The 20,637-nt window shown below is 39.8% G+C and carries 24 protein-coding genes and 1 pseudogene; 5 read left to right on the plus strand and 20 right to left on the minus strand.

What is annotated here, in order from left to right; translation table 11 throughout:
- Nucleotides 1–7: 7 nt before the first annotated feature.
- From RMY64_RS07805 to RMY64_RS07835, 7 genes and pseudogenes are all read right to left on the minus strand, one after another.
- Nucleotides 8–2,290: pseudogene (locus tag RMY64_RS07805) on the minus strand (NHLP family bacteriocin export ABC transporter peptidase/permease/ATPase subunit); the annotation flags it as partial.
- Between the two features lie 675 nt (nt 2,291–2,965).
- A complete protein-coding gene (locus RMY64_RS07810) occupies nt 2,966–4,405 on the minus strand; it encodes an NHLP bacteriocin system secretion protein (protein ID WP_322699760.1) in 1,440 nt (479 codons plus the stop codon).
- Between the two features lie 679 nt (nt 4,406–5,084).
- The gene (locus tag RMY64_RS07815) at nt 5,085–5,342 is read right to left on the minus strand and encodes a hypothetical protein (RefSeq protein WP_322699761.1); all 258 of its coding nucleotides are present in this window, start codon (nt 5,340–5,342) and stop codon (nt 5,085–5,087) included.
- A gap of 92 nt (nt 5,343–5,434) precedes the next feature.
- A complete protein-coding gene (locus RMY64_RS07820; protein WP_322692191.1) occupies nt 5,435–5,692 on the minus strand; it encodes a hypothetical protein in 258 nt (85 codons plus the stop codon).
- A 92-nt stretch (nt 5,693–5,784) separates the two neighbouring features.
- Entirely contained in the window at nt 5,785–6,042 is a 258-nt protein-coding gene (locus RMY64_RS07825; RefSeq protein WP_322699762.1) for a hypothetical protein, read from the minus strand.
- Nucleotides 6,043–6,552: 510 nt separating this feature from the next.
- Nucleotides 6,553–6,843, minus strand: coding sequence for a hypothetical protein (locus RMY64_RS07830; RefSeq protein WP_322699763.1), 291 nt, complete (start codon nt 6,841–6,843; stop codon nt 6,553–6,555).
- Between the two features lie 548 nt (nt 6,844–7,391).
- Entirely contained in the window at nt 7,392–7,580 is a 189-nt protein-coding gene (locus RMY64_RS07835; protein WP_322699764.1) for a hypothetical protein, read from the minus strand.
- 521 nt (nt 7,581–8,101) lie between these two features.
- Here RMY64_RS07835 and RMY64_RS07840 point away from each other — a divergent pair.
- From RMY64_RS07840 to RMY64_RS07850, 3 genes are all read left to right on the plus strand, one after another.
- Complete coding sequence (locus RMY64_RS07840; RefSeq protein ID WP_322699765.1) at nt 8,102–9,538, plus strand: carotenoid oxygenase family protein; 1,437 nt, start codon at nt 8,102–8,104, stop codon at nt 9,536–9,538.
- 318 nt (nt 9,539–9,856) lie between these two features.
- Nucleotides 9,857–10,339, plus strand: a complete 483-nt coding sequence (locus tag RMY64_RS07845; protein WP_322699766.1) for a hypothetical protein — start codon at nt 9,857–9,859, stop codon at nt 10,337–10,339.
- 391 nt (nt 10,340–10,730) lie between these two features.
- Nucleotides 10,731–11,588 (plus strand): lysophospholipid acyltransferase family protein, encoded by an 858-nt coding sequence (locus RMY64_RS07850; protein WP_322684531.1) that lies wholly within the window; start codon nt 10,731–10,733, stop codon nt 11,586–11,588.
- A gap of 82 nt (nt 11,589–11,670) precedes the next feature.
- On the opposite strand, the gene RMY64_RS07855 is transcribed toward RMY64_RS07850, so the two are convergent.
- The 4 genes from RMY64_RS07855 to RMY64_RS07870 all read right to left on the minus strand — a co-directional run bounded on the left by RMY64_RS07855 (nt 11,671) and on the right by RMY64_RS07870 (nt 13,714).
- On the minus strand, nt 11,671–11,931 hold the full coding sequence (locus tag RMY64_RS07855; RefSeq protein ID WP_322699767.1) for a MoaD/ThiS family protein: 261 nt from the start codon (nt 11,929–11,931) through the stop codon (nt 11,671–11,673).
- Nucleotides 11,932–12,009: 78 nt separating this feature from the next.
- A complete protein-coding gene (gatC, locus tag RMY64_RS07860) occupies nt 12,010–12,300 on the minus strand; it encodes an Asp-tRNA(Asn)/Glu-tRNA(Gln) amidotransferase subunit GatC (RefSeq protein ID WP_292856937.1) in 291 nt (96 codons plus the stop codon).
- 83 nt (nt 12,301–12,383) lie between these two features.
- Complete coding sequence (locus RMY64_RS07865; RefSeq protein WP_322670476.1) at nt 12,384–12,905, minus strand: photosystem I assembly protein Ycf3; 522 nt, start codon at nt 12,903–12,905, stop codon at nt 12,384–12,386.
- 107 nt (nt 12,906–13,012) lie between these two features.
- Complete coding sequence (locus tag RMY64_RS07870; protein ID WP_322699794.1) at nt 13,013–13,714, minus strand: SOS response-associated peptidase; 702 nt, start codon at nt 13,712–13,714, stop codon at nt 13,013–13,015.
- Nucleotides 13,715–13,911: 197 nt separating this feature from the next.
- Between RMY64_RS07870 and RMY64_RS07875 the strand changes: the two genes are divergently transcribed.
- Complete coding sequence (locus tag RMY64_RS07875; RefSeq protein WP_322684533.1) at nt 13,912–14,523, plus strand: glutathione S-transferase family protein; 612 nt, start codon at nt 13,912–13,914, stop codon at nt 14,521–14,523.
- A gap of 123 nt (nt 14,524–14,646) precedes the next feature.
- Here RMY64_RS07875 and RMY64_RS07880 read toward each other — a convergent pair whose 3' ends face one another.
- Together RMY64_RS07880 and RMY64_RS07885 are read right to left on the minus strand one after the other, a co-directional pair.
- Entirely contained in the window at nt 14,647–14,874 is a 228-nt protein-coding gene (locus tag RMY64_RS07880) for a DUF167 domain-containing protein (protein ID WP_322699768.1), read from the minus strand.
- Nucleotides 14,852–15,268 carry a DUF2809 domain-containing protein gene (locus RMY64_RS07885; protein ID WP_322699769.1) on the minus strand — a complete coding sequence of 139 codons (417 nt, stop codon included), beginning with the start codon at nt 15,266–15,268 and terminating at the stop codon, nt 14,852–14,854. Before RMY64_RS07885 ends, RMY64_RS07880 begins: the two co-directional genes overlap by 23 nt.
- Before the next feature lie 262 nt (nt 15,269–15,530).
- Between RMY64_RS07885 and RMY64_RS07890 the strand changes: the two genes are divergently transcribed.
- Nucleotides 15,531–17,348, plus strand: coding sequence for a calcium-binding protein (locus tag RMY64_RS07890; protein WP_322670471.1), 1,818 nt, complete (start codon nt 15,531–15,533; stop codon nt 17,346–17,348).
- 367 nt (nt 17,349–17,715) lie between these two features.
- Here RMY64_RS07890 and RMY64_RS07895 read toward each other — a convergent pair whose 3' ends face one another.
- The 7 genes from RMY64_RS07895 to RMY64_RS07925 all read right to left on the minus strand — a co-directional run bounded on the left by RMY64_RS07895 (nt 17,716) and on the right by RMY64_RS07925 (nt 20,583).
- Complete coding sequence (locus RMY64_RS07895; RefSeq protein ID WP_322684536.1) at nt 17,716–17,916, minus strand: hypothetical protein; 201 nt, start codon at nt 17,914–17,916, stop codon at nt 17,716–17,718.
- A gap of 133 nt (nt 17,917–18,049) precedes the next feature.
- Nucleotides 18,050–18,382 carry a hypothetical protein gene (locus RMY64_RS07900; protein ID WP_322699770.1) on the minus strand — a complete coding sequence of 111 codons (333 nt, stop codon included), beginning with the start codon at nt 18,380–18,382 and terminating at the stop codon, nt 18,050–18,052.
- A 224-nt stretch (nt 18,383–18,606) separates the two neighbouring features.
- The gene (locus tag RMY64_RS07905; RefSeq protein ID WP_322699771.1) at nt 18,607–18,813 is read right to left on the minus strand and encodes a hypothetical protein; all 207 of its coding nucleotides are present in this window, start codon (nt 18,811–18,813) and stop codon (nt 18,607–18,609) included.
- A gap of 133 nt (nt 18,814–18,946) precedes the next feature.
- The gene (locus tag RMY64_RS07910; RefSeq protein WP_322699772.1) at nt 18,947–19,282 is read right to left on the minus strand and encodes a hypothetical protein; all 336 of its coding nucleotides are present in this window, start codon (nt 19,280–19,282) and stop codon (nt 18,947–18,949) included.
- A gap of 223 nt (nt 19,283–19,505) precedes the next feature.
- Nucleotides 19,506–19,706: a hypothetical protein gene (locus RMY64_RS07915; protein ID WP_322699773.1), complete on the minus strand. Its 201-nt coding sequence runs from the start codon at nt 19,704–19,706 to the stop codon at nt 19,506–19,508.
- Between the two features lie 130 nt (nt 19,707–19,836).
- Nucleotides 19,837–20,169, minus strand: coding sequence for a hypothetical protein (locus RMY64_RS07920; RefSeq protein ID WP_322699774.1), 333 nt, complete (start codon nt 20,167–20,169; stop codon nt 19,837–19,839).
- 207 nt (nt 20,170–20,376) lie between these two features.
- Entirely contained in the window at nt 20,377–20,583 is a 207-nt protein-coding gene (locus RMY64_RS07925) for a hypothetical protein (protein ID WP_322699775.1), read from the minus strand.
- Nucleotides 20,584–20,637 lie beyond the last annotated feature (54 nt).

Here is a 20,637-nt window from a genome sequence, read left to right on the forward strand (position 1 = left end):
CTGTTTCTTCACTGCGAATCAATTGTAAATACGGCCCTTCAACTTGCTGCAATTGTGCATGGCTTCCCCGTTGGACTATCTTGCCGCGATCGAGGACAATAATTTCATCACAATCTCGGATAGTCGAGAGTCGATGCGCCACGATGATACAAGTGCAACCGCGCAACCGCAGATTACGACTGACGTTCTTTTCTGTTTCGGCATCCAGGGCGCTGGTGGCTTCATCCATAATCAGGATACTGGGATTATTCACCAAAGCACGGGCAATTTCAAGCCGTTGTCGCTGACCACCACTCAAATTAGTAGCACCTTCCAAAAGGTCAGCATGATAGCCTCCTGGCAGTGAAAGGATGACATCGTGAAGCGCTGCGTCTTGACAAGCTCGGACGAGATGACTCTCAGGTATGGTAGTATCCCAAAGCGTCAAGTTGTCTCTGACGCTGCCAGCAAATAACAAAATCTCTTGCTCGACGACAGAAATAGAATTGGCTAGTATCTGGCGAGAAATTTGCTCTCTGGGTTTGCCGTCGAATCGAATTTCTCCCTGCCACGGTTCGTACAGCCCACATAAAAGTTTGGCAACAGTAGACTTACCAGAACCACTCCCACCCACCAAGGCAACTCGCTGCCCTGGCTGGAGCAAAAGATTAAAATTTTCAATCAACGGCGGGGCAATTTGGCTATAGCCAAATGTGACATTGTGTAATTCAACATATCCCTGTAATTTAGGCAAGGGGGCAGAGGGGCAGAGGGGCAGAGGGGAAAGATTGCAATTGTCCTCTTTCTCCCCTGCTCCCCTGCTCCCCTGCTCCCCTGCCCCCCGGTCACTGAGCGTAGCCGAAGTGCTGCTCCCCTGTTCCAACTGCCGGTCAATGGGGTTACGCAAGACATCATCAAGGCGAGTCAGATTACCTTCCATCTCTTGGAGTTCGCTTCCCAGGCTGATGAGATTACTTACTGGGGCGAAAAATCTTTGCATCATGCCGAGAAAAGCTATTAACATACCGATGCTCAAGGCTCCATCCATGACTCGCAAACCGCCTACAGCTAAAAGCAGCATAGAAGCGATCGCTGACAGAAAAGATGGTAAAACACCTATTGTCTGGTTTGTTTCCTCTAATTCCTGCTGGGTGTTGATGGCTTTGGCATAGTGACCCGCCCACCGGGAGAAGAAATCTGACTCTAACCCAGATGCTTTTAGCGTCTCCATACTCTGAAGACCAGAAATTTCTACGCCGCGAACTTTTCCCTGTTCTTGGATGAGTTTGATATTGGCATCTGTGCGCCGCCGTCTCACCCACTGTAAGGCGGCAAGGTTGATCGCGACAAAGGCGATCGCAATTAAAGTTAGTACAACATCATATTGCAGCATCACTACTACATATATAAATACAGATACTGTTGCGATCGCTGTAGTCGCTAATTCACCCGAAAGCATATTAGCAATGCTGTCGTTGAGTTCCATACGGCTACTGATTTCCCCAGCATACCGTTGATCGTAAAAACTCATGGGTAGGCGTAAAATGTGCCAGAGATACCGACTCTCCATACCCACGGACAACTTAATTTTCATTTGACGCAAAAACTGCAACTGTAGCAGCGTCAAAAATCCACTGAGTCCGGCTGTAAAGATCATGCCTAAAATTAGCGGACGCAACCACTCATACCGATGCTCAATCAATACATTGTCTACAAATACCTGGGAAAATGCAGGTAGCGCCAGTCCCGGAATTACTAACAAAAATCCTGCCAGCACGCAGTAAAGTAATGCGCCGATGGAGCCTCGCAACCGCGACCACAAAGCTAAGATTGTACTAGGCTTGCGTCCTTTGCGTTGAAACTCTAAACCAGGTTCTAGAACTAGCACCACACCCGTGTAAGCGCCACTGAATTCTTCCAAGGAGACGATGCGCCGTCCAGTAGCAGGGTCATTGAGATAAACTCGCTGTTTGGTGATTCCTTCTACTACTAAAAAATGGTTAAAGTTCCAAAATACAATGTAGGGAAATTTTAACTGCGACAAGCCAGCTAAGTTGGTTTTAAAGCTTTTAGCGTTGAGTCGATAATTTCTGGCAGCCTTCAAGATATTTAAGGCACTAACTCCATCCCGCGAGACACCGCACGCTTGCCTCAGTTCTGTTAGTGGGACAATGCGATTGTAATAACCGAGAATAATTCCCAAAGCAGCAGCGCCGCATTCTACTACCTCCATTTGCAGCAGAGTAGGAGTATGACACCGCTTGTTTTTTGGCAAGCGCCCTAATATATTTTGCAGATTTTGCCAGAACATAAAAATATTTTTTAAAACTTGGATTTTGGCTTAATTTAAGCGTTTAAACATAAATTTTTAGCTATTTTTCAACATGACTAAAATTGCTGTATTACATTACTTTTCCCTTCGGAAGTCTTGATTGTATTGATGAAGCCAAATTAATAGACCTCTTGCAAAAATCCTTGAATCACCCCTCCCCAACCCTCCCCGTATGTATTGGGGAGGGAGCAAGACTTCAAGTTTCCCCCCTTTATAAGGGGGGATTAAGGGGGGTCGATTCGACTTATGCAAGAGGTCTAATAAGTAAAAAGGTATATTGCTTTCTCATTTTGCTTAAATGCTTTCTCATTTGGGTAGATTTAGCAAGCAAAAAGGCATATTGCTTTCTCATTTCAGTAAATCGCGTACTCATTTGGGTAGATTCAGCAAGCAAAAAGGCATATTGCTTTCTCATTTCAGTAAATCGCGTACTCATTTGGGTAGATTCAGCAAGCAAAATGCCTGAATGCTTTCTCATTTCAGTAGATCGCGTATTCATTTTAGTGTTTTCCGCAAATAATTAGATACATTGTTTTCTCTGTACGCCAAAAGGCATTCTTATTTAAGTAATTTCCGCACTCTAGTACAGCCTCAAGGTTGATTCGATCGGTAAAATTTTTAATAATTTCTTCCTCATTCCTCTTATCGCCAATATCACGAAATGCCACTCCAGGATCTCAGAATCGGCAGGACAAAGGTAATCGGGGCGCGTTCTTCCACAGTGACTTGTACTGAAGTGGTAGTTCCAGAAGTGACTTTCATCTGTGGCCCTTGGGAAGAAGACCATTTGTAGGCGCTGAAGGTCGAATTGTCTGGTTGCAGTCGTGCAGTAATTAGCATCTGTGGCCCTTGTGACATCAAAGCTTCCACGAATTCGGAATTGCCGACTACGCTTAATGCACCTTCTTTAGTCACGGGAAAGGCTGAGACTTCTGTGACAGCACCGATGATGCCACCAAAGCGTTCGCGTTGCACTGTGCTAGGTGTGACTTGTAACTTCATCCCTGGTTGAATTTGCTTACCATTACCAACGGGAAAAAATGCCACACTCACAGGTTGAGCCGATCGCTTTTGTGCAGCGATCGCTCCTATGGGTGTACCCTGTAAAACAACCTGTCCGGGACTTGCGGAGATTTCTAAAATTCGTCCAGAGTAACTGCTCTTGACTAAGCTGTTGCTTGATAGTTGCAGTGCTAATTGAACAATATTTCGCTGGACTTCCTGGATTTCTTTTTTGCGGTTGGTTACAGTTTCTAAGTCTTGTTGCGCCGCAGTCGCTTCTTTGCTATCTAGTTGTTTTAATTGCGCTTCCAAATCTTTAATTGAGTTCAAATTCTCCAGGTATTGTCGTTGAGCATCTGCTTCCTTGACATCCAGTTGCTTGAGTTGCGATTCGGCTTCATTAATTTGTGTCACAGCATTTAAGTAGTCTTGCTGCGACTGTAAGACTGTATCGCCAGAAATTGCTCCCTCCTTCAATAGCTGCTGGCGGTTAGTCAATCTCTGTTTGAAGGTAGGTAAGAGATCCCGCAGTGCTTGTAAGCTTTGGGTTTGATTGGCGCGATCGCGTTGAATCGAATTTAGCCCTTTCTCTTTTAAAATCGGGGTGAGTTTCTGTACCGCCTGGAGGTTTTGCTGCAAAGATTGGCGTTGCTGTTTAATCGCTTCTTTGTCTGCCTTTTGCCGCTGTCCTTGCACTAAGTTAGCAGCGCTATCTTCTGTTTGTAGTTGCCCTAATTTAGAGCGTACTAATTGTAGCTGTTTCATCAGTTCGCTTTGGTCTAGCGTCGCCAGCACATCTCCTCTATTTACATAGTCGCCAACCCGGACATTGATTGTTCGCAATTTACCTGCGATCGGTGACTGGAATGAAGTAATTGTACTGGGATAGACTATTATTCCAGTACCCGTCACCGTAATTGGGATTCGACCTAAAAAACTCCAAGTCAGCCCCGCTGCCACCAACGAACCAACAGCAACTAGAGGTAGCCACTTTTTTGGGCTGACTACCTGCATAATTTGATCTAGTTCTTCCGGCGAAGAAGCACGCTCTAAAGCTTCTTTGCGGAATAAGTCGCTTTTTTGATTAACCACTATAAATCATCCCAATTTGCATTGCATTCAGAAGGAATTGGGTATTAGGCTGACAATTGAATAAAAAATTACCTTCTATCTTTAGCGGAAGGCGGATATGTTTTGTTTGCTTTGGCATACTAATATTCAGATGCAAAAATCAACCTACCATCTGATGAAAGGTCGAAAGCTGAGAAAATCAAATTTTTTATTTTTAAATTTTGCGATTTTGCGTAGACGAAGAGTAACTTTTGTTAAAGTAACGATTTTGAAATCTTTATATGAAAACATTGACGGGTGGGTAAGAAGTAAAGGATAATAATGATTGGTCGCTTACCTTTTGACCTTTCGTTGTTATCCGGCTTACACCCGCCAATGTTTGTGTAACGTTGTAAAGGGTTGTGATGCCAATAATAGCCAGACCACTATGTTATAAGATGTCTGTAGCTTATTCGTAAGGGTCGTTTGTAGTCCTTTGTCAGTTGTTCGTAGCAATTGGCAAAGGATTACTGTTTAATAACTGTCCTAACGAAATAATGCATAACTTACATACTTGCTAGCTTAGTGTTGTTTTGATTTGTAGTGATGATACAAATCATACATATAGAAATTTTTGGCAATACAAACCGTTAAGGTGACTTTTGTTGAGGTGATAACTCAACATAAGCGTACTATGGATATAACCTAGTATTTATTAATACTAGAAGCGCACGCGGTCTCTGCTATTATCAATCCCTTGATTTGATTTTTGAATAACCTTAGCATCTCCTCCACCAATTGCTATTGCAACACCAATTTGATTGGATACTTGTACGTTTTCACCTTTGGCTTTAACGTTAATTTTAGCCTTGGTATCGATATCTACACCTCCGCGTCCTCCGACAATTCCACTGATTTCTTCATCAGTTAACTCGGTCATGACTGCGAGTGTTTCTTGTTCAAATGTTACAACTGACATCAAAATTCCTTCCTTGTACAAAATGGTTTTGGAATAGTGAAATAGTAACTCAACATGAGCCTACTATAGAGATAACCTAGTACTAATAGGTACTAGAAGTACACACGGTCTCTGCTGTTATCAATCTCTTGATTTGAATTTTGATAAACCTTAGCATCTCCTCCACCAATTGCTGATGCGTTACCAACTTGATTGGATACTTGTACGTTCTTACCTTTGGCATTAACGCCAACATTGGTTCTGTTATCGATATCTATACCGCGTCCACCGCCGACAATTCCACTGATTTCTTCATCAGCCAATTCGGTCATTACTGCGAGTGTTTCTTGTTCAAGCGTTACAACTGACATAAAAATTCCTTCCTTGTACAAAATGGTTTTGGAACAGTGAAATAGTAACTCAACATGAGCCTACTATGGAGATAAACTAGTACCTATTAGTACTAGAAGTACACACGGTCTCTGCTATTATCAATCACTTGATTTGAATTTTGATAAACCTTAGCATCTCCTCTACCAATTGCTGATGCGTTACCAACTTGATTGGATACTTGTACGTTCTTACCTTTGGCATTAACGCCAACATTGGTTCTGTTATCGATATCTATACCGCGTCCACCGCCGACAATTCCACTGATTTCTTCATCAGCTAATTCGGTCATTACTGCGAGTGTTTCTTGTTCAAGTGTTACAACTGACATAAAAATTCCTTCCTTGTACAAAATGATTTTGGAATAGTGAAATCTTGACTTTAATTAACCAATTAATAAGAATATTTAGATGCTTAAAATAAAAGTATCTAGCAATTTTTATTACCAAACTTGTTGTTAAAACGTACTAATGAATGTGCTTAACGACAATTTGTTATTGGTTTGTTTTGCGATTTCACTATGTTTAAACAATACAGGTTTTTCAAAATATTTTATATAAAGAAATGATGAAGTTAGTAGAAATTTTTTAAAGATTGGTCTTTTAAGAAATATCAAATATCGGTATTAATTGAAATTAAAAAAAGGTAGGATAAGTCAAAAGTGTATCTAAAAATAAGGTTTTTCAAAGTAACTATATATATCACAAATCCTTGCTGTATAAGTAACAGATAACATCTTAAATTATTCATAAAATAATATCCCCAACTTATAAATAAGTTGGGGATACGTACCTTCAATTGGGTACATAAACCGTGAATTTAATTTGAGTTACTGTGAATGCTAAATGGCTGAAGTCACTGTTGAATCTGTTGTTTGTCCAACTCCATTTATCAGTGTGAATCTTCTTCTTGTGCGTGTTCTTTGCTTAGTTTTCGTATTCACAATATCCTGATTTGAGTCTTGAACAACAGCATCATTTCCATCAGTTGAAGTCGCATTGATCTGTGATGAAAAATCTAAAACAATACTAATACCTCCCACTATTCCTTTTAATTCGCCATCTATCAGTTCCTCAACAATAACTTTTCGATTACAGGTGGATTGAAAACTCACTTGATTGATAGTAGTCATAAATTCCTCCAGAAGTATGCAGACATGTTGTGTCTGAGATGTATTTACAAATAGCAGCTTATTTAATAATTTGTCAACAGATTATAAAAAATATCTTACTTTTCCTAACTAACTTACTTTTGTTATTTTTTAATTTTCACTTTTCTAATTTTTTCTATTTTTATTACTAAGCTTCTAGAATATACAAGCTTCATATTACAATTTTTCATCAAAAAAGATTGTCGTCTAGTCTTTGCCATCCGACAAACATGAATTATCAATAAAAGCTATAAAAACATTTGTTCGATGTTTGCCAAACTACTGCTAATGTTGGCAGCATCACGCATCTTTATTACGGCATTGAACCGCTAAAATCTCAAATCTTCAATCTCAATTCAAACTTCTGACACAAATAGGTTTTTTGTAAACACAGAAGTGACATGATAAAATTCAGAAGTCAGAATAATCTGACTTCTGGCTATTTTACTAAACAATGAGGAGTGTATAATTGGAGTTATACTATGTATTAGTTGAGCAAAAACGAAGATGAATTTGTAGTATTCTCTTCGTCAACCTCCAAGACTTCCAAGAATTACAAGAGCGTTTGTCAGAGTATTATCGAGGCCAGTACCCAATGCTCCAAGTACAGGCCCCAAGAAGACAAATCCTCCCACTACTCCATCTAATTCTTCCTCATTAATTTCTTCCAAAATAGCTTCTTGATTTGTGAGTTGTGTCAATTCATTAACGTTAGTCATAATTTTCTCCAAAAAAAAGTGCGTAGGCATTTGTGCCTTGGATGTACTTATAAATATCAACTTTTATAAAAGCTTGTCAACGGTTTTTATAAAACATCGTACTTTTCCTACTTTTCCTATTTTTCCTGCTTTTCCTACTTTTAAAACCCACTTTTCCTACTTTTCTTCCTAGCATTTTTAAGATGTCCAACACCTGATAAAACACATAGTTTCATACCAAAGGAAGATGTTTTATATAAAATTTTGCCTGTTTAGTCGATATGCTTTGAGTTTTTATGTAAAACGGCAGATTTACAAACAAAAGTTTATACAGTTTATTTACACTGAGCATAGAAAAATAAATATAGCTTATATCAAAAGACTGATTTTTTAGTTTTCAACTAGTAATTTAGTATTGTTTGGCAGAGGATGCAGGGAAGAAATATTGTCAGGTGCTAAATCATCCCGCTTTCTCTGCAACGCCAAAAATTGTAACAATGTCAGAATACATCCATCTACATCAATTCAGGCAAGATTTTAATATGCAGACTATCGCTAAAAAGTCAATAAATAAATCTTGGGCTGGCGCGATCGCAGAACCAGCAAAAGAATTTCCCCTTACTCAACTGTCAATTATTTCTGGTAAAATTCCAGATGGCTTGCGTGGCACTCTTTACCGCAATGGCCCCGCACGGCTAGAACGCGGTGGTAATCGCGTTGGACACTGGTTTGATGGAGATGGGGCAATTCTCGGCATCCATTTCACAGATGCAGGAGCTAGCGGAGTCTATCGCTATGTGCAAACAGCAGAATATCAAGCTGAAACTCAAGCAGATAGGTTTCTTTATGGTGTCTATGGGATGCATCCGCCTGGCCCCATCTGGAAGCGCTGGGGGCAACAAATCAAGAATGCAGCAAATACCTCAGTGTTGGCTTTACCTGATAAATTGTTGGCTTTATGGGAAGCGACCAATCCTTATGCCCTTGATTTGCAAACTTTAGAAACGAAGGGATTGGATGATTTAGGCGCTTTGGATAACGGATTACCTTATTCTGCTCATTACAAGCGCGATTTCCAAACAGGCGAGATTTTTAACTTTGGAATCAGTATCGGCAGTTCCGTACAACTGAATCTCTACAAAAGCGATGCTACTGGCAAAATTATCCAAAAAACTGCTTTTAAGTTAGATCGCTACTCGATAATGCATGATTTTGTTTTAACTCAAAGGTATCTGGTGTTTTTTATGCCACCGATGCGGATGAAAATGCTGTCACTTTTGCTAGGTGTGACTACCTTTAGTGAATCTCTGTTGTGGGAACCTCAATTAGGAACCCAGGTGTTAATCTTCGATCGCGAAAATTTATCCTTAGTTAGTCGTGGCGAAACCGATCCTTGGTTTAATTGGCATTTTGGCAATGGTTGTGAAGATGAAGACGGTTCCGTGGTTCTAGACATGGTGCGATATGCAGATTTTCACCAAACTAATGAATATCTCAGAGAATTTGCAAGTGGTGAGACGCACACAGTTACTAGAGGAACATTGTGGCAAGTTCGCCTCAATCCCCAAACGGGCAAAGTGACAGCAATACAGGAAGTTGTCAATCGCAAGTGTGAATTTCCTGTAGTGCAGCGATCGCAAGTTGGACAACCTTGGCGCTATACTTATGTATCATTAATGCCCCAAAGAGGGGATATAGACAAAGAATTGTTCAGTGCGATCGCCCGCTTCGACTACAAAACTGAAACCCTCACCGAAGCAGACTTAGGAGAAAACCGCTATCCTTCAGAACCCATCTATGCCCAAGATGTCCAAAACTCCGAGCAAGGCTGGGTGTTAACCGTTGTATACGATGCTAATACTCATAGTAGTGAAGTTTGCGTATTTGATAGCGATCGCCTGGATGCAGAACCCGTTTGCAAACTAGGATTACCTAGCGTCATTCCCCACAGCTTCCACGGCACTTGGAAGCCAGCTTAACAATTTGGGGAATGAAGCAGGGGAGTAGGGGAGTAGGGGAGTTATGAGTTATGAGTTATGAGTTATGAGTTGGAGCAGGGGGACAAGGAGGAATTATTGAACAAGTCTCTCCCAAGTCTTCCCCCTCTTCCTTGTCTACCTTAGTCTCTTCTTCATACCCAATTCCCAATGCTCAATACCCAATGCTCAATACCCAATCCCCAATGCCCAATCCCCAATCCCCAATCCCCAATCCCCAATTCACTCTAATCTTTGATAATTGCTAAGTGTAAAAACGTAGTATCCTACATATTGGTATCTAAAAATAAGTCCAAAATCATGAGGAGAAACCGAATAGCATTACTACTTAGCGGAGTGATTGTCAGCTTTGGGCTGTCATCATTGTTAGCTCAAGCACAACAAAAGGTTTCTGATGCCCAAGTCGCGGCAATGGTAGAGGCGCTACGACTAGCTGCACCGCAGACCGGCACCGCAAATGATGGACTTTACAGTGAATGGCAAGTTAAACCAGAAACCTTAAAAGGCTGGTCGAAATATTGTCTTAAACAAGAACTAACACCAACGCAGTTTGAAAATAGTCCCGCCAAAGCACGCCAAGTTGTATCTTGCATCACGCGCCGTGAGTTTAACAAGCAATTTCTCACCAACAGTAATAATGAAATCGCTGCTGTGCGTGGCGTCGGTTGTTGGTGGATGACTGGCAGCTATACAGGCTGCAACAGTGGATTTACTGCTACATATCTTCAAAAAGTTGTCGGTTTTTACCAGCAGCAGCGTTCAAAACCAACAACTACTCCATAGACATCACCAAATTAATCGCCGCGATTTGGTATAAAAATATGAGTGAAAAAGAATGTAGAGACGTAGCACTGGTACGTCTCTACAAGGGTTATGGATAATGCAATATTTAATTTCACCAAATATCTAATGATTAAGCGATCGCAATTAAGTAAACGTGAGTTCGACAAGCCTTTTTTGATCTTTCCAAAACCCTAATTTATCGTTGCTCCTCCCTTTCCCCGTGGGAGAGAGAGGTTGTCCGGGAGAGGTTCATCGAACTTACGTTAAGTAAAATCAACCTCTATGCGTCTATGTTGACTTTAATACAAAGTTTTAGTCTTAACCTATCCGTATTGAGTTATATCTAAACAAGGGATTGTTTGAACTTTGCTAATGCTGTTAGAATGCCTCAATGTCAAAAAAGCAACATTTATTAAACAAAAAACTCGGTTGGTCTTTGGATGAGCGAGATCCAAAGTTCATAGAATCTCTGATGCCCCTAGTTGGCTTTTTCTATCGGTACTATTTCCAAGTTCAAACTAGTGGCTGGGAGAATATTCCACCCCAGCAAAAAGTTTTGTTTGTTGGCTCGCACAATGGTGGACTCGCAGCCCCAGATATGGTGATGATGATGTACGACTGGTTCCGAAGATTTGGTGTAGAAAAACCAGTTTATGGTTTGATGCATCCCAAAGTTTGGCAGGTTAGCCCACCACTAGCGCAATTAGTCGCCAAGGCTGGAGCAATCATTGCTCATCCAAAAATGGCTTACGCTGCCTTACGCTCTGGAGCGAGTCTGCTAGTTTATCCCGGTGGAGCCGAAGATATCTTCCGACCGAATTATTTACGTAATAAAATCTACTTAGCTGGGCGACAAGGATTTATCAAGTTAGCGTTACGGGAAAATGTGCCGATTGTGCCTGTGATTTCTTGGGGCGCTCACGATACACTTATTGTTATCGCTGACTGCTACAAAGTTGCGCGGCAACTCCACGAATGGGGAATGCCTTGGCTATTAGGTATCGACCCAGAAGTTTTTCCAATTTATCTTGGACTGCCTTGGGGATTAGCAATTGGCCCGTTGCCCAATATCCCATTACCAGTGCCCATGTATACGCGGGTTTGTCCGCCAATTGTATTTGAACGCTACGGTCGTGAAGCAGCTAGCGATCGCCATTATGTCAATGAATGTTATGAATTAGTTGTTAGTCAAATGCAACAAGAGTTAAATAACTTAATAAAGCTAACTGCTCAGACCAATTCTCTTTAAATAGTTATGAGTTAAAAGTTTTGAATCTTTAATCGATCGCTCCTAACTCTTGTACAGACAAGGGTTAATCGCGTCTCTACTCCTAACCGCCGCTGACTGGTGGAATTAACACAACCTCATCTCCATCTTGTAGTAAGGTATCTGGTTCGACAAATATCAAATTAATCCCAAAACGGGTTATATCGCGCCATTGGGAGAGTTCAGGGCGTTCAGCTATGAGGCGATCGCATACTGCTTTGACTGGCATATTATTAGGAAATTCCAGCACTAATTCCGAAACCCTAAAGGCTTCTTGATAAGCAGCAAACAATTTGACGGTAACGGTGATTACAGATTTAGACATAGAACATATTTTCCTACACCCTACACCCTAAACCTGCAACCTTGCCCTGACGAGCTTTCAGCTTTTCTTAGTGCCATTCTATTCAGCATTGAGGATTTTTGGTACTTTGAAAAATTCGCCTTCCTGTTCGGGCGCACTGTTGAGAATACTTTCCCGGTCAGGATAGGGTTGCAATTCATCCTCTCGTGTAATGTTGCTGACATCAATTGCGCGTGTTGTTGGCAGTACATTACTGACATCAAGTTCATTCAATTGTTCGATATAGTCCAGAATACTTCCCAACTGAGTAGTGAATTGTTCCTCTTCTTCTGGAGTCAATTCTAAACGAGCAAGATTGGCTACTTTGTGAACTTGTTCTTGGTCAATCATAAATTGTCATTTGTCATTGGTCATTTGTCATTTGTCATTGGTCATTAGTCCTTAGCAAATGACAAAGAACTAATGACTAATGACTAAAAGAATACGTCAATTTGCGATCGCCCGGTGGTTTTTAGCCAGTTTTGAGCTTCGATGTAGTTATTGGGAGCCATGCGAATAGCACGAATCCAATAGTCTGCTGCTTGGTCAAAAAGTGCTTCGCCAGCCTCGTTATCTCCAGCTTCTTTTTCTTTTTCGCCTTGGTAGTGATAAATTACAGCGATGTTGTTCAAGGCTTGGGGCATACGTGGGTTCAACTCAATTGCCTTGTGATATAGTTCTAAAGCCTTGTTGTGGTCGCCATTGCTGGCATAAATTAGCCCCATATTGTAGAGTATATAGCCGCGATCGTTGGTATCTTCCTCTAGTGTTAGAGCTTCTTCATAGTATTCCAATGCCTCAGCATATTCCCCTTCCGCTTGGGCTGACATCCCATCTCGATAATAAACAAACGCTTCTTTAGCTTTTTTGTTAGTTGGCAGGATCTTCAAAATGATATCCGCCATCACAGTAAAGGATTTGTCAATAAAATTATCGTTCTTTTGTGTTCTTGGCATATTTCTCTCTGGGTATTGGGCATTGGGGATTGGGCATGGGGCATTGGGAAAACGCTTTTTTATCCCCTTGTCTGCTTGTCTCCCCAATTCCATAGTTCACTCAATAGTTAATTTAACTGATTTGCGGGGGCGTTCTTCTCACTGAGGGGTACGATACATTCTGAACTATTATGTCGAGAGTTGTTTACCAAGGTGCTAACTGGATATGCAATCATTGCTGGCGCTGGATAAGGACGCAATAGCTGCTGTAGGGTTTGGGCCGTTTGTACTTGGGAATCTAGCCATAAATCGTAATCTTGTGGCTCCAGAATTACTGGCATCCGCTCGTGGATGGGTTGGAGTAATTCGTTAGCTGCCGTTGTCAAAATTGTACAAGAGATTATTTCTTCATTATCAGGCGATCGCCATCTTTCCCACAAACCTGCAAAACCGAAGGGTTGCCCATCTTGGAGACGAAAATAAAATGGCTGCTTTTTACCTTGTTGGCGTTGCCACTCATAAAAGCCATCAGCTAGCACTAAACAACGTCTGTGCTTAAAAGCCGAACGAAAAGCAGGTTTTTCAGCAACAGTTTCTGCCCTAGCATTAATCAGCTTTGCCCCCATTCCTGCATCTTTCGCCCATGACGGAATTAATCCCCAATGCAACTGCTTAAATTCTCGCTTTTTGTTTTCGGGATTTTGTAACACTGTCGCCACCATTTGCGTAGGCGCAATGTTATATTCCGCTGCCAAATCAGGAACTGACTCGACATGGAAAACTTCAGACAATCCTGCTGCCGAATAGTTTAGAGTAAATCTTCCACACATAGTTTTCTTTTCGACCATTAACTAAATTAAACATCTCAAACTATAAATAAATAACATTTTTTTATTTTCTTGAATAATTTCCTGTAGTACGTTCAGAACCTAAATACAAAAAAAATATCCGGTTTTGGGAAAATCTTTTGGTAAAATATTGTATTTTGAACCTTTACTTCTCAACATATTCCTAACTGTATTTTAACATGGAACTACTGCATCTGTACGATTTTTTACCTTCTGGTCATGGTTATAAGATACGTCTTTTATTGACACAACTAGGTATGCCTTTTGAGAGGATAGAGCTTAACATCTTGAAAGGCGAGACTCGAACACCAGAATTTTTAAGTAAAAATCCTAACGGTAAGATACCTGTTCTGGAAATCGAGCCAGGGAAATATTTGGCAGAATCAAATGCTATATTGGTTTATCTAAGTGAAGGTACAGAGTTTTTACCTTATGACCGTTTTTTACGAGCGCAGGTGCTGCAATGGTTATGTTTTGAACAATATAGCCATGAGCCTTTTATTGCTACATCAAGATTTTGGATTTCTATTTTAGGTAAAACTGAAGAATATAGTGAAGCTATCAAACAAAAACGCGAACCAGGCTATGCAGCACTTAACTTGATGGATAAACACTTAACTTCTCAAGATTTTTTTGTCGGAGAACGTTATACGATTGCTGATATTGCTTTGTTCGCCTATACTCATGTAGCTGATGAAGGTGGGTTTGATTTAACACAATATCCTGCTATCCAAGCTTGGATAGAAAGAGTCAAAACTCAACCAAGGTATATCAGTATTACAAAGGCATAAAAATTAGATGAGAGCAAGTTACTATCTCTTGTTTCTTGTCTTTAGTAGAGAATGTCCTGGGTGGAATGTAGATCGCATTCAGAAAGCAGCAAAGTCTTCACAAAAGATATTATTAAGCAACAGTTAGGTATTCGGATCGATTTCCATCAGCTTTTGCCGAGAGGAGAAACCTGACTTAATTCTGATATGAGACTTGGGTACATCAAATTTATCTGCTAGTAGTTTAATTAACTCTTCGTTAGCCTTACCATCAACTGGGGGCGATTTTAAATAAACAGTCAGACTACCATCAGGTTGTTCTTTAATTTTTTGCTGTTTTGAATTAGGTTTAACCTTGATTTTTTTTTGCATAACTTATTTTGTGTAATTGTCGCAGCCATAACCAGCCCAAAACAGAACCCAATACATAATGAGGAAAATCCCACCAAACAAAAGTCGTACCAAGTAACAATTTACCTATCAAGGTGGCGCGCATTTGCTCTAATAGTGGCGGATGCCAAAGTTGCAAGAATTCTAGTATACAGGTGATGACAAAAACCCATATAGGAATTTGGATTACTGCCGCCCAACTTCTGAAAAACCAAAATGCGAACAGACACCAAAATATTTCGTAAAATACAGCTGCTCCGTAGTCATTAAACCAGTGATGAGCAGGGCCGTTATAATACTTAAACAAAAATCCCATCGGTACAACGATGAGTACAGAAATAATAATAAATATTGTTTGCTTACGGTATCGGAGCATTTCTATAGACTAGAGACTATCCAAAATTTTAGCAACGGAACGACTAGAAGTCTCCTCTGGGTACTAGGGAAGAAAATATAAGAAGTTACAAAGCGCCCATAGTAAGTAGTTGGATATTTTTTCTTGAGAAGTTTCTAACTAAATAGTTAATGTTTTTTAACATGAAATTACGCAAATTACAAGTAAGCTACATGGAACTGATAAATAGTTCTTTCATTGATGCTGAACTTACATATTTAGTGAAAAATTTAGGAGAGATAATATGGTTTTCGGTACTACAAATCCTGACACGATAAATGGGAGTTCGGGAAATGACACCATAGTTGGTTGGGCTAGTGGTGGTAACGCCAATACTGCCTCCGGTAACGATATCTTGAATGGCTTGGCTGGTAACGATTCCCTCGCAGGTGGCACGGCGAATGACAGTCTTAGCGGCGGAGATGGCAATGACACACTTGATGGGGGTACAGGAAACGATACTCTAAAAGGTGGTGCAGGCAGTGATACCTTCAAAGGCAGTCGGGGTAACGACAACATTGATGGCGGAGATGGCATTGATACCGCAGACTATAGTCAACTAGGTCAAACCATTACCTTATCAGGTGTTGGAACCATTCAAAAAGGTGGGGGATTGGAAAAAGACCTACTCTTTAAAGTAGAAAGAGTTATTGCTAATCCTAATGTTGCCAACAACACTATAGATGCATCCGAATCTTTGGCTGGGGTATCTATCGCCGTTAACCTACAAACCCAAAGTTTAGCTGCTAATAACGTTCCTGGTTTAGGAAGATTGTCATTTACCGCAGTTAACTTTGATAATGTCATCGGCACAAATGGAAATGACACCATTACTGGTGACAATCAAAATAACCAATTATCCGGTAATAATGGCAATGATACACTTGATGGGGGCACAGGAAACGACACTCTAAAAGGTGATGCAGGCAGTGATACCTTCAAAGCCAGTCAGGGTAACGACAACATTGATGGCGGAGATGGCATTGATACCGCAGACTACAGTCAACTAGGTCAAACCATTACCTTATCAGGTGTTGGAACCATTCAAAAAGCTGGAGGATTGGGACAAGACCTACTCTTTAAAGTAGAAAGGGTTATTGCTAATGCTAATGTTGCCAACAACACCATCGATGCATCCCAATCTTTAGCTGGAGTATCTATCGCCGTTAACCTGCAAAGCCGAAGTTTGACTGCTAATAACGTTCCTGGTTTGGGAACATTGTCATTTACCGCAGTCAACTTTGATAATGTCATCGGCACAAATGCAAATGACAACATTGTTGGCGATAACCAAAATAATCAATTATCCGGTAATAATGGCGATGACACACTGAATGGGGGTATAGGAAATGATACTTTAAAAGGTGGTGCAGGTGACGATAGTTACTTTTTTGACACTACTCTTGATATCATTACAGAGGCTGCGAATTCAGGCATAGATACCGTCCGGTCTTCTGTAAGCTACACATTAGGAGCCAATCTGGAGAACCTGAGACTGAGAGAAGGTGGCAACCTTACCGGGATAGGTAACAGTCTTAACAACTTTCTTTTTGGTAATACTTCTAATAACACTCTAAATGCAAGAGTAGGCGATGATACGCTAGACGGTAGTAATGGCGACGATATTCTCAATGGTGAGGACGGCAATGATAGCCTACAAGGCGGGCCGGGCAATGATATCCTCAATGGGGGATCTGGAAATGATATCCTCATCGGTACTTTTCCTGGTAGTCCGCTTCCACCTGGATTAGGGGAAATTGATAACTTGACTGGCGGGGCCGGGGCAGATAGATTTATCCTGGGGGACGCTGAAAACGTTTTCTACGACGATAACAATACTACGAATCCTGGTTTTGGAGACTTGGCTTTTATTACTGACTTCAACTCTAGCCAAGACCGAATAGAACTCAACGGATTTTCACAAGATTACCGCTTGCAAGTTGTTGGAAGTAACACACGAATATTCTTAGACAAACTGGGAGCAGAGCAAGATGAAATCATCGGTATTGTGCAGGGGGTAGTGGGTCTCACACTTGATAGTGACAACTTCACTTTTCTATGAGCGGGAAAATACTGGATAAAGTACAAACAATACATTCGCCAGTCCTGAAGGGTTAGGTTGCTTATCATCAGGCTCAAACATTAATCCTTCAGCCCAGATTGCCACAGTTCAACCAGGGGACGATCCCGATTTCGACTTTAAACTTATTGGCATTTGTGGGGAAAAGGGGAAGGGTTAAAGGGTAAAGGTATGGAATTTTCCCAAACCCAGTAACCTTTAACCTTTCTCCAATCGGAAAGCAAAAGCTACTTTTGCAAGATGTCTATTTACTATTGCTATTTGGGCATGAAAAAATAACTACTACTAGCGTACTCTCTCTCAAAGAACCTTCTAATAATGTCCGTCCCAAACCTGATACTTTACTAACCTACAATCCTCGAAATAAAAAACCAATAATTAGACCAACTATTCCAGCAATCAAACCAGCACAAAAGAAGTAGAAAAACAATTCAAAACTTGCTTGAATATTTTGGGTATATCTGAAATAAAATATTGCCCAGATTGCTCCAAGCGTTCCTAAAATTCCTGTTGGAATCGTTACGATTGCTATGAGACTTTGAGTTTCCATTTATATATGTATAGTATTATGAGCCGTAAAAGCTTATAGTTAAACACATAACAAACATAAAAGACCGAAATTCGACAAAAATCCAAAAATACGCACGAATAGGATCTATAAATACGTACTTATCCAGAACGGATTATGAATAAAATCTGATGAAAATCAATCCTCCTAAAACTGCTCCTTCAATAATGCCTATAATCCAAAAAATTGAAATCCAAAGAAGCCAACTGGCGCTTTCAGAACTAAAAATGAAATCACCTGTAAATTCCTGAAATCCCGTCGAACCAACTAAATGACCAATAAAAGCACCAACTATTCCACCAAGCAATCCTCCCAAAAATGAGTAGAAAAATAACTTGAGAGTTACTTGAATATTTTGGCTATACAGTAGATAAATTATTGCCCAGAGCAATCCTATGATTGCTGAGATTACTACTGGTACTATTATATAAAAAACTATCCCTTTCATCACTTTTTTTGCGGTCTTATCTATGGGTAAACATATAAGGTTCGCGAAGAGCGAACAATCAGCCTTAGTGTCATAGCCGCCACTGATTGTAATGCGCGAATTAATAATGTGCAAATTTTGAATTGATTTGACTATTGCTATTTGGGCATGAAAAAATAAGTACTACTAGCGTACTCCCTCTCAAAGAACCTTCTAATAATGTCCATCCAAAATCTGATACTTTATTAACCTATAATCGACTGATATAAAAAACCAATAATTAGACCAGCTATTCCAGCAATCAAACCGGCACAAAAGAAGTAGAAAAACAATTCAAAACTTGCTTGAATATTTTGGGTATATCTGAAATAAAATATTGCCCAGATTGCTCCAAGCGTTCCTAAAATTCCTGTTGGAATCGTTACGATTGCTATGAGACTTTGAGTTTCCATTTATATATGTATAGTATTATGAGCCGTAAAAGCTTATAGTTAAACACATAACAAACATAAAAGACCGAAATTCGACAAAAATCCAAAAATACGCACGAATAGGATCTATAAATACGTACTTATCCAGAACGGATTATGAATAAAATCTGATGAAAATCAATCCTCCTAAAACTGCCCCCTCAAGAATGCCTATAATCCACAAAAATAAAATCCAAAAGAACCAGTTTAAGCCTTCACCGCCAATAAAAAAACCACTTTTGGCTTCTTTATATGTCTTCAAACCAACTAAATGACCAGTAAAACCACCTACTATTCCACCAAGCAATCCTCCCAAAAATGAGTAGAAAAATAACTTGAGAGTTACTTGAATATTTTGGCTATACAGTAGATAAATTATTGCCCAGAGCAATCCTATGATTGCTGAGATTACTACTGATACTGTTATAGCAAATATTATCACTTTTTTCACTTTTTTCGGTCTTAGCTATGGGTGAACATATAAGGTTCGCGAAGAGCGAACAATCAGCCTTAGTGTCATAGCCACTACTGATTGTAATGCGCGAATTAATAATGTGCGAATTTTGAATTGATTGACTATTGCTATTTGGTTATGAAAAAATAAGTACTACTAGCGTACTCTCTCTCAAATAACCTTCTAATAATGTCCATCCCAAACCTGGTACTTTAATAACTTAAATCGACTGAAAGAAAATAACAATAATTAGACCAACTATTCCAGCAATCAAACCGGCACAAAAGAAGTAGAAAAACAATTCAAAACTTGCTTGAATATTTTGGGTATATCTGAAATAAAATATTGCCCAAATCGCTCCAAGCATTCCTAAAATTACTATTGGAGTCGTTACGATTGCTATGATAGTTTGAGTTTTCATTTATATATGTATAGTATTATGAACCGTAAAAGTTTCTAGTTAAACACATAACAGTAACGATCGGAATTCGACAAAACATAAAATAAATACGCACGAATAGAGCTAAAAACACGTATTTATCCAGAAATGATTATGAATAAAATCTGATGAAAATCAATCCTCCTAAAACTGCTCCTAAAATAATGCCTATAATCCAGAAAATTAAAATACAAAAGAACCAGGCGAAGCCTTCAGAGCCAATAAAGATAGAACCTGGTGCTTCTTTAGATACCCTCGAACCAACTAAATAACCAATAAAACAACCCACTATTCCACCAAGCAATCCTCCCAAAAATGAGTAGAAAAATAACTTGAGAGTTACTTGAATATTTTGGCTATACAGTAGATAAATTATTGCCCAGAGCAATCCTATGATTGCTGAGATTACTACTGGTACTATTATATAAAAGACTATCCCTTTCATCACTTTTTTTGCGGTCTAGCTATGGGTAAACATATAAGGTTCGCTCTTAGCGAACAATCAGCCTTAGTGTTATAGCCCTCACAATAATAATGTGCGAATTTTAAATTGATTTGACTATTGTTATTTTGGCATGAAAAAATAAGTATTACTAGCGTACTCTCTCTCAAAGAACCTTCTAATAATGTCCGTCCCAAATCTGATACTTTATTAACCTACAATCGACTGATATAAAAAACCAATAATTAGACCAGCTATTCCAGCAATAAAATCGGCACAAAAGAAGTAGAAAAACAATTCAAAACTTGCTTGAATATTTTGAGTATATCTGAAATAAAATATTGCCCAAATCACTCCAAGCGTTCCTGAGATTACTGTTGGAGTCGTTACGATTGCTATGACAGTTTGAGTTTTCATTTATATATGTATAGTATTATGAACCGTAAAGATTTCTAGTTAAATACATACCAG

This window comes from Nostoc sp. DedQUE08 (assembly GCF_034530895.1).
Lineage (GTDB): Bacteria > Cyanobacteriota > Cyanobacteriia > Cyanobacteriales > Nostocaceae > Nostoc.

Bases quoted from the DNA above. Each gene is read 5' to 3' on its own strand.
- RMY64_RS07815 (WP_322699761.1), bottom strand. From the start codon at position 5,342: ATGTCAGTTGTAACATTTGAACAAGAAACACTCGCAGTCATGACCGAG.
- RMY64_RS07820 (WP_322692191.1), bottom strand. From the start codon at position 5,692: ATGTCAGTTGTAACGCTTGAACAAGAAACACTCGCAGTAATGACCGAA.
- RMY64_RS07825 (WP_322699762.1), bottom strand. From the start codon at position 6,042: ATGTCAGTTGTAACACTTGAACAAGAAACACTCGCAGTAATGACCGAA.
- RMY64_RS07830 (WP_322699763.1), bottom strand. From the start codon at position 6,843: ATGACTACTATCAATCAAGTGAGTTTTCAATCCACCTGTAATCGAAAA.
- RMY64_RS07835 (WP_322699764.1), bottom strand. From the start codon at position 7,580: ATGACTAACGTTAATGAATTGACACAACTCACAAATCAAGAAGCTATT.
- RMY64_RS07840 (WP_322699765.1), top strand. From the start codon at position 8,102: ATGCAGACTATCGCTAAAAAGTCAATAAATAAATCTTGGGCTGGCGCG.
- RMY64_RS07845 (WP_322699766.1), top strand. From the start codon at position 9,857: ATGAGGAGAAACCGAATAGCATTACTACTTAGCGGAGTGATTGTCAGC.
- RMY64_RS07850 (WP_322684531.1), top strand. From the start codon at position 10,731: ATGTCAAAAAAGCAACATTTATTAAACAAAAAACTCGGTTGGTCTTTG.
- RMY64_RS07855 (WP_322699767.1), bottom strand. From the start codon at position 11,931: ATGTCTAAATCTGTAATCACCGTTACCGTCAAATTGTTTGCTGCTTAT.
- gatC (WP_292856937.1), bottom strand. From the start codon at position 12,300: ATGATTGACCAAGAACAAGTTCACAAAGTAGCCAATCTTGCTCGTTTA.
- RMY64_RS07865 (WP_322670476.1), bottom strand. From the start codon at position 12,905: ATGCCAAGAACACAAAAGAACGATAATTTTATTGACAAATCCTTTACT.
- RMY64_RS07870 (WP_322699794.1), bottom strand. From the start codon at position 13,714: ATGTGTGGAAGATTTACTCTAAACTATTCGGCAGCAGGATTGTCTGAA.
- RMY64_RS07875 (WP_322684533.1), top strand. From the start codon at position 13,912: ATGGAACTACTGCATCTGTACGATTTTTTACCTTCTGGTCATGGTTAT.
- RMY64_RS07880 (WP_322699768.1), bottom strand. From the start codon at position 14,874: ATGCAAAAAAAAATCAAGGTTAAACCTAATTCAAAACAGCAAAAAATT.
- RMY64_RS07885 (WP_322699769.1), bottom strand. From the start codon at position 15,268: ATGCTCCGATACCGTAAGCAAACAATATTTATTATTATTTCTGTACTC.
- RMY64_RS07890 (WP_322670471.1), top strand. From the start codon at position 15,531: ATGGTTTTCGGTACTACAAATCCTGACACGATAAATGGGAGTTCGGGA.
- RMY64_RS07895 (WP_322684536.1), bottom strand. From the start codon at position 17,916: ATGGAAACTCAAAGTCTCATAGCAATCGTAACGATTCCAACAGGAATT.
- RMY64_RS07900 (WP_322699770.1), bottom strand. From the start codon at position 18,382: ATGAAAGGGATAGTTTTTTATATAATAGTACCAGTAGTAATCTCAGCA.
- RMY64_RS07905 (WP_322699771.1), bottom strand. From the start codon at position 18,813: ATGGAAACTCAAAGTCTCATAGCAATCGTAACGATTCCAACAGGAATT.
- RMY64_RS07915 (WP_322699773.1), bottom strand. From the start codon at position 19,706: ATGAAAACTCAAACTATCATAGCAATCGTAACGACTCCAATAGTAATT.
- RMY64_RS07920 (WP_322699774.1), bottom strand. From the start codon at position 20,169: ATGAAAGGGATAGTCTTTTATATAATAGTACCAGTAGTAATCTCAGCA.
- RMY64_RS07925 (WP_322699775.1), bottom strand. From the start codon at position 20,583: ATGAAAACTCAAACTGTCATAGCAATCGTAACGACTCCAACAGTAATC.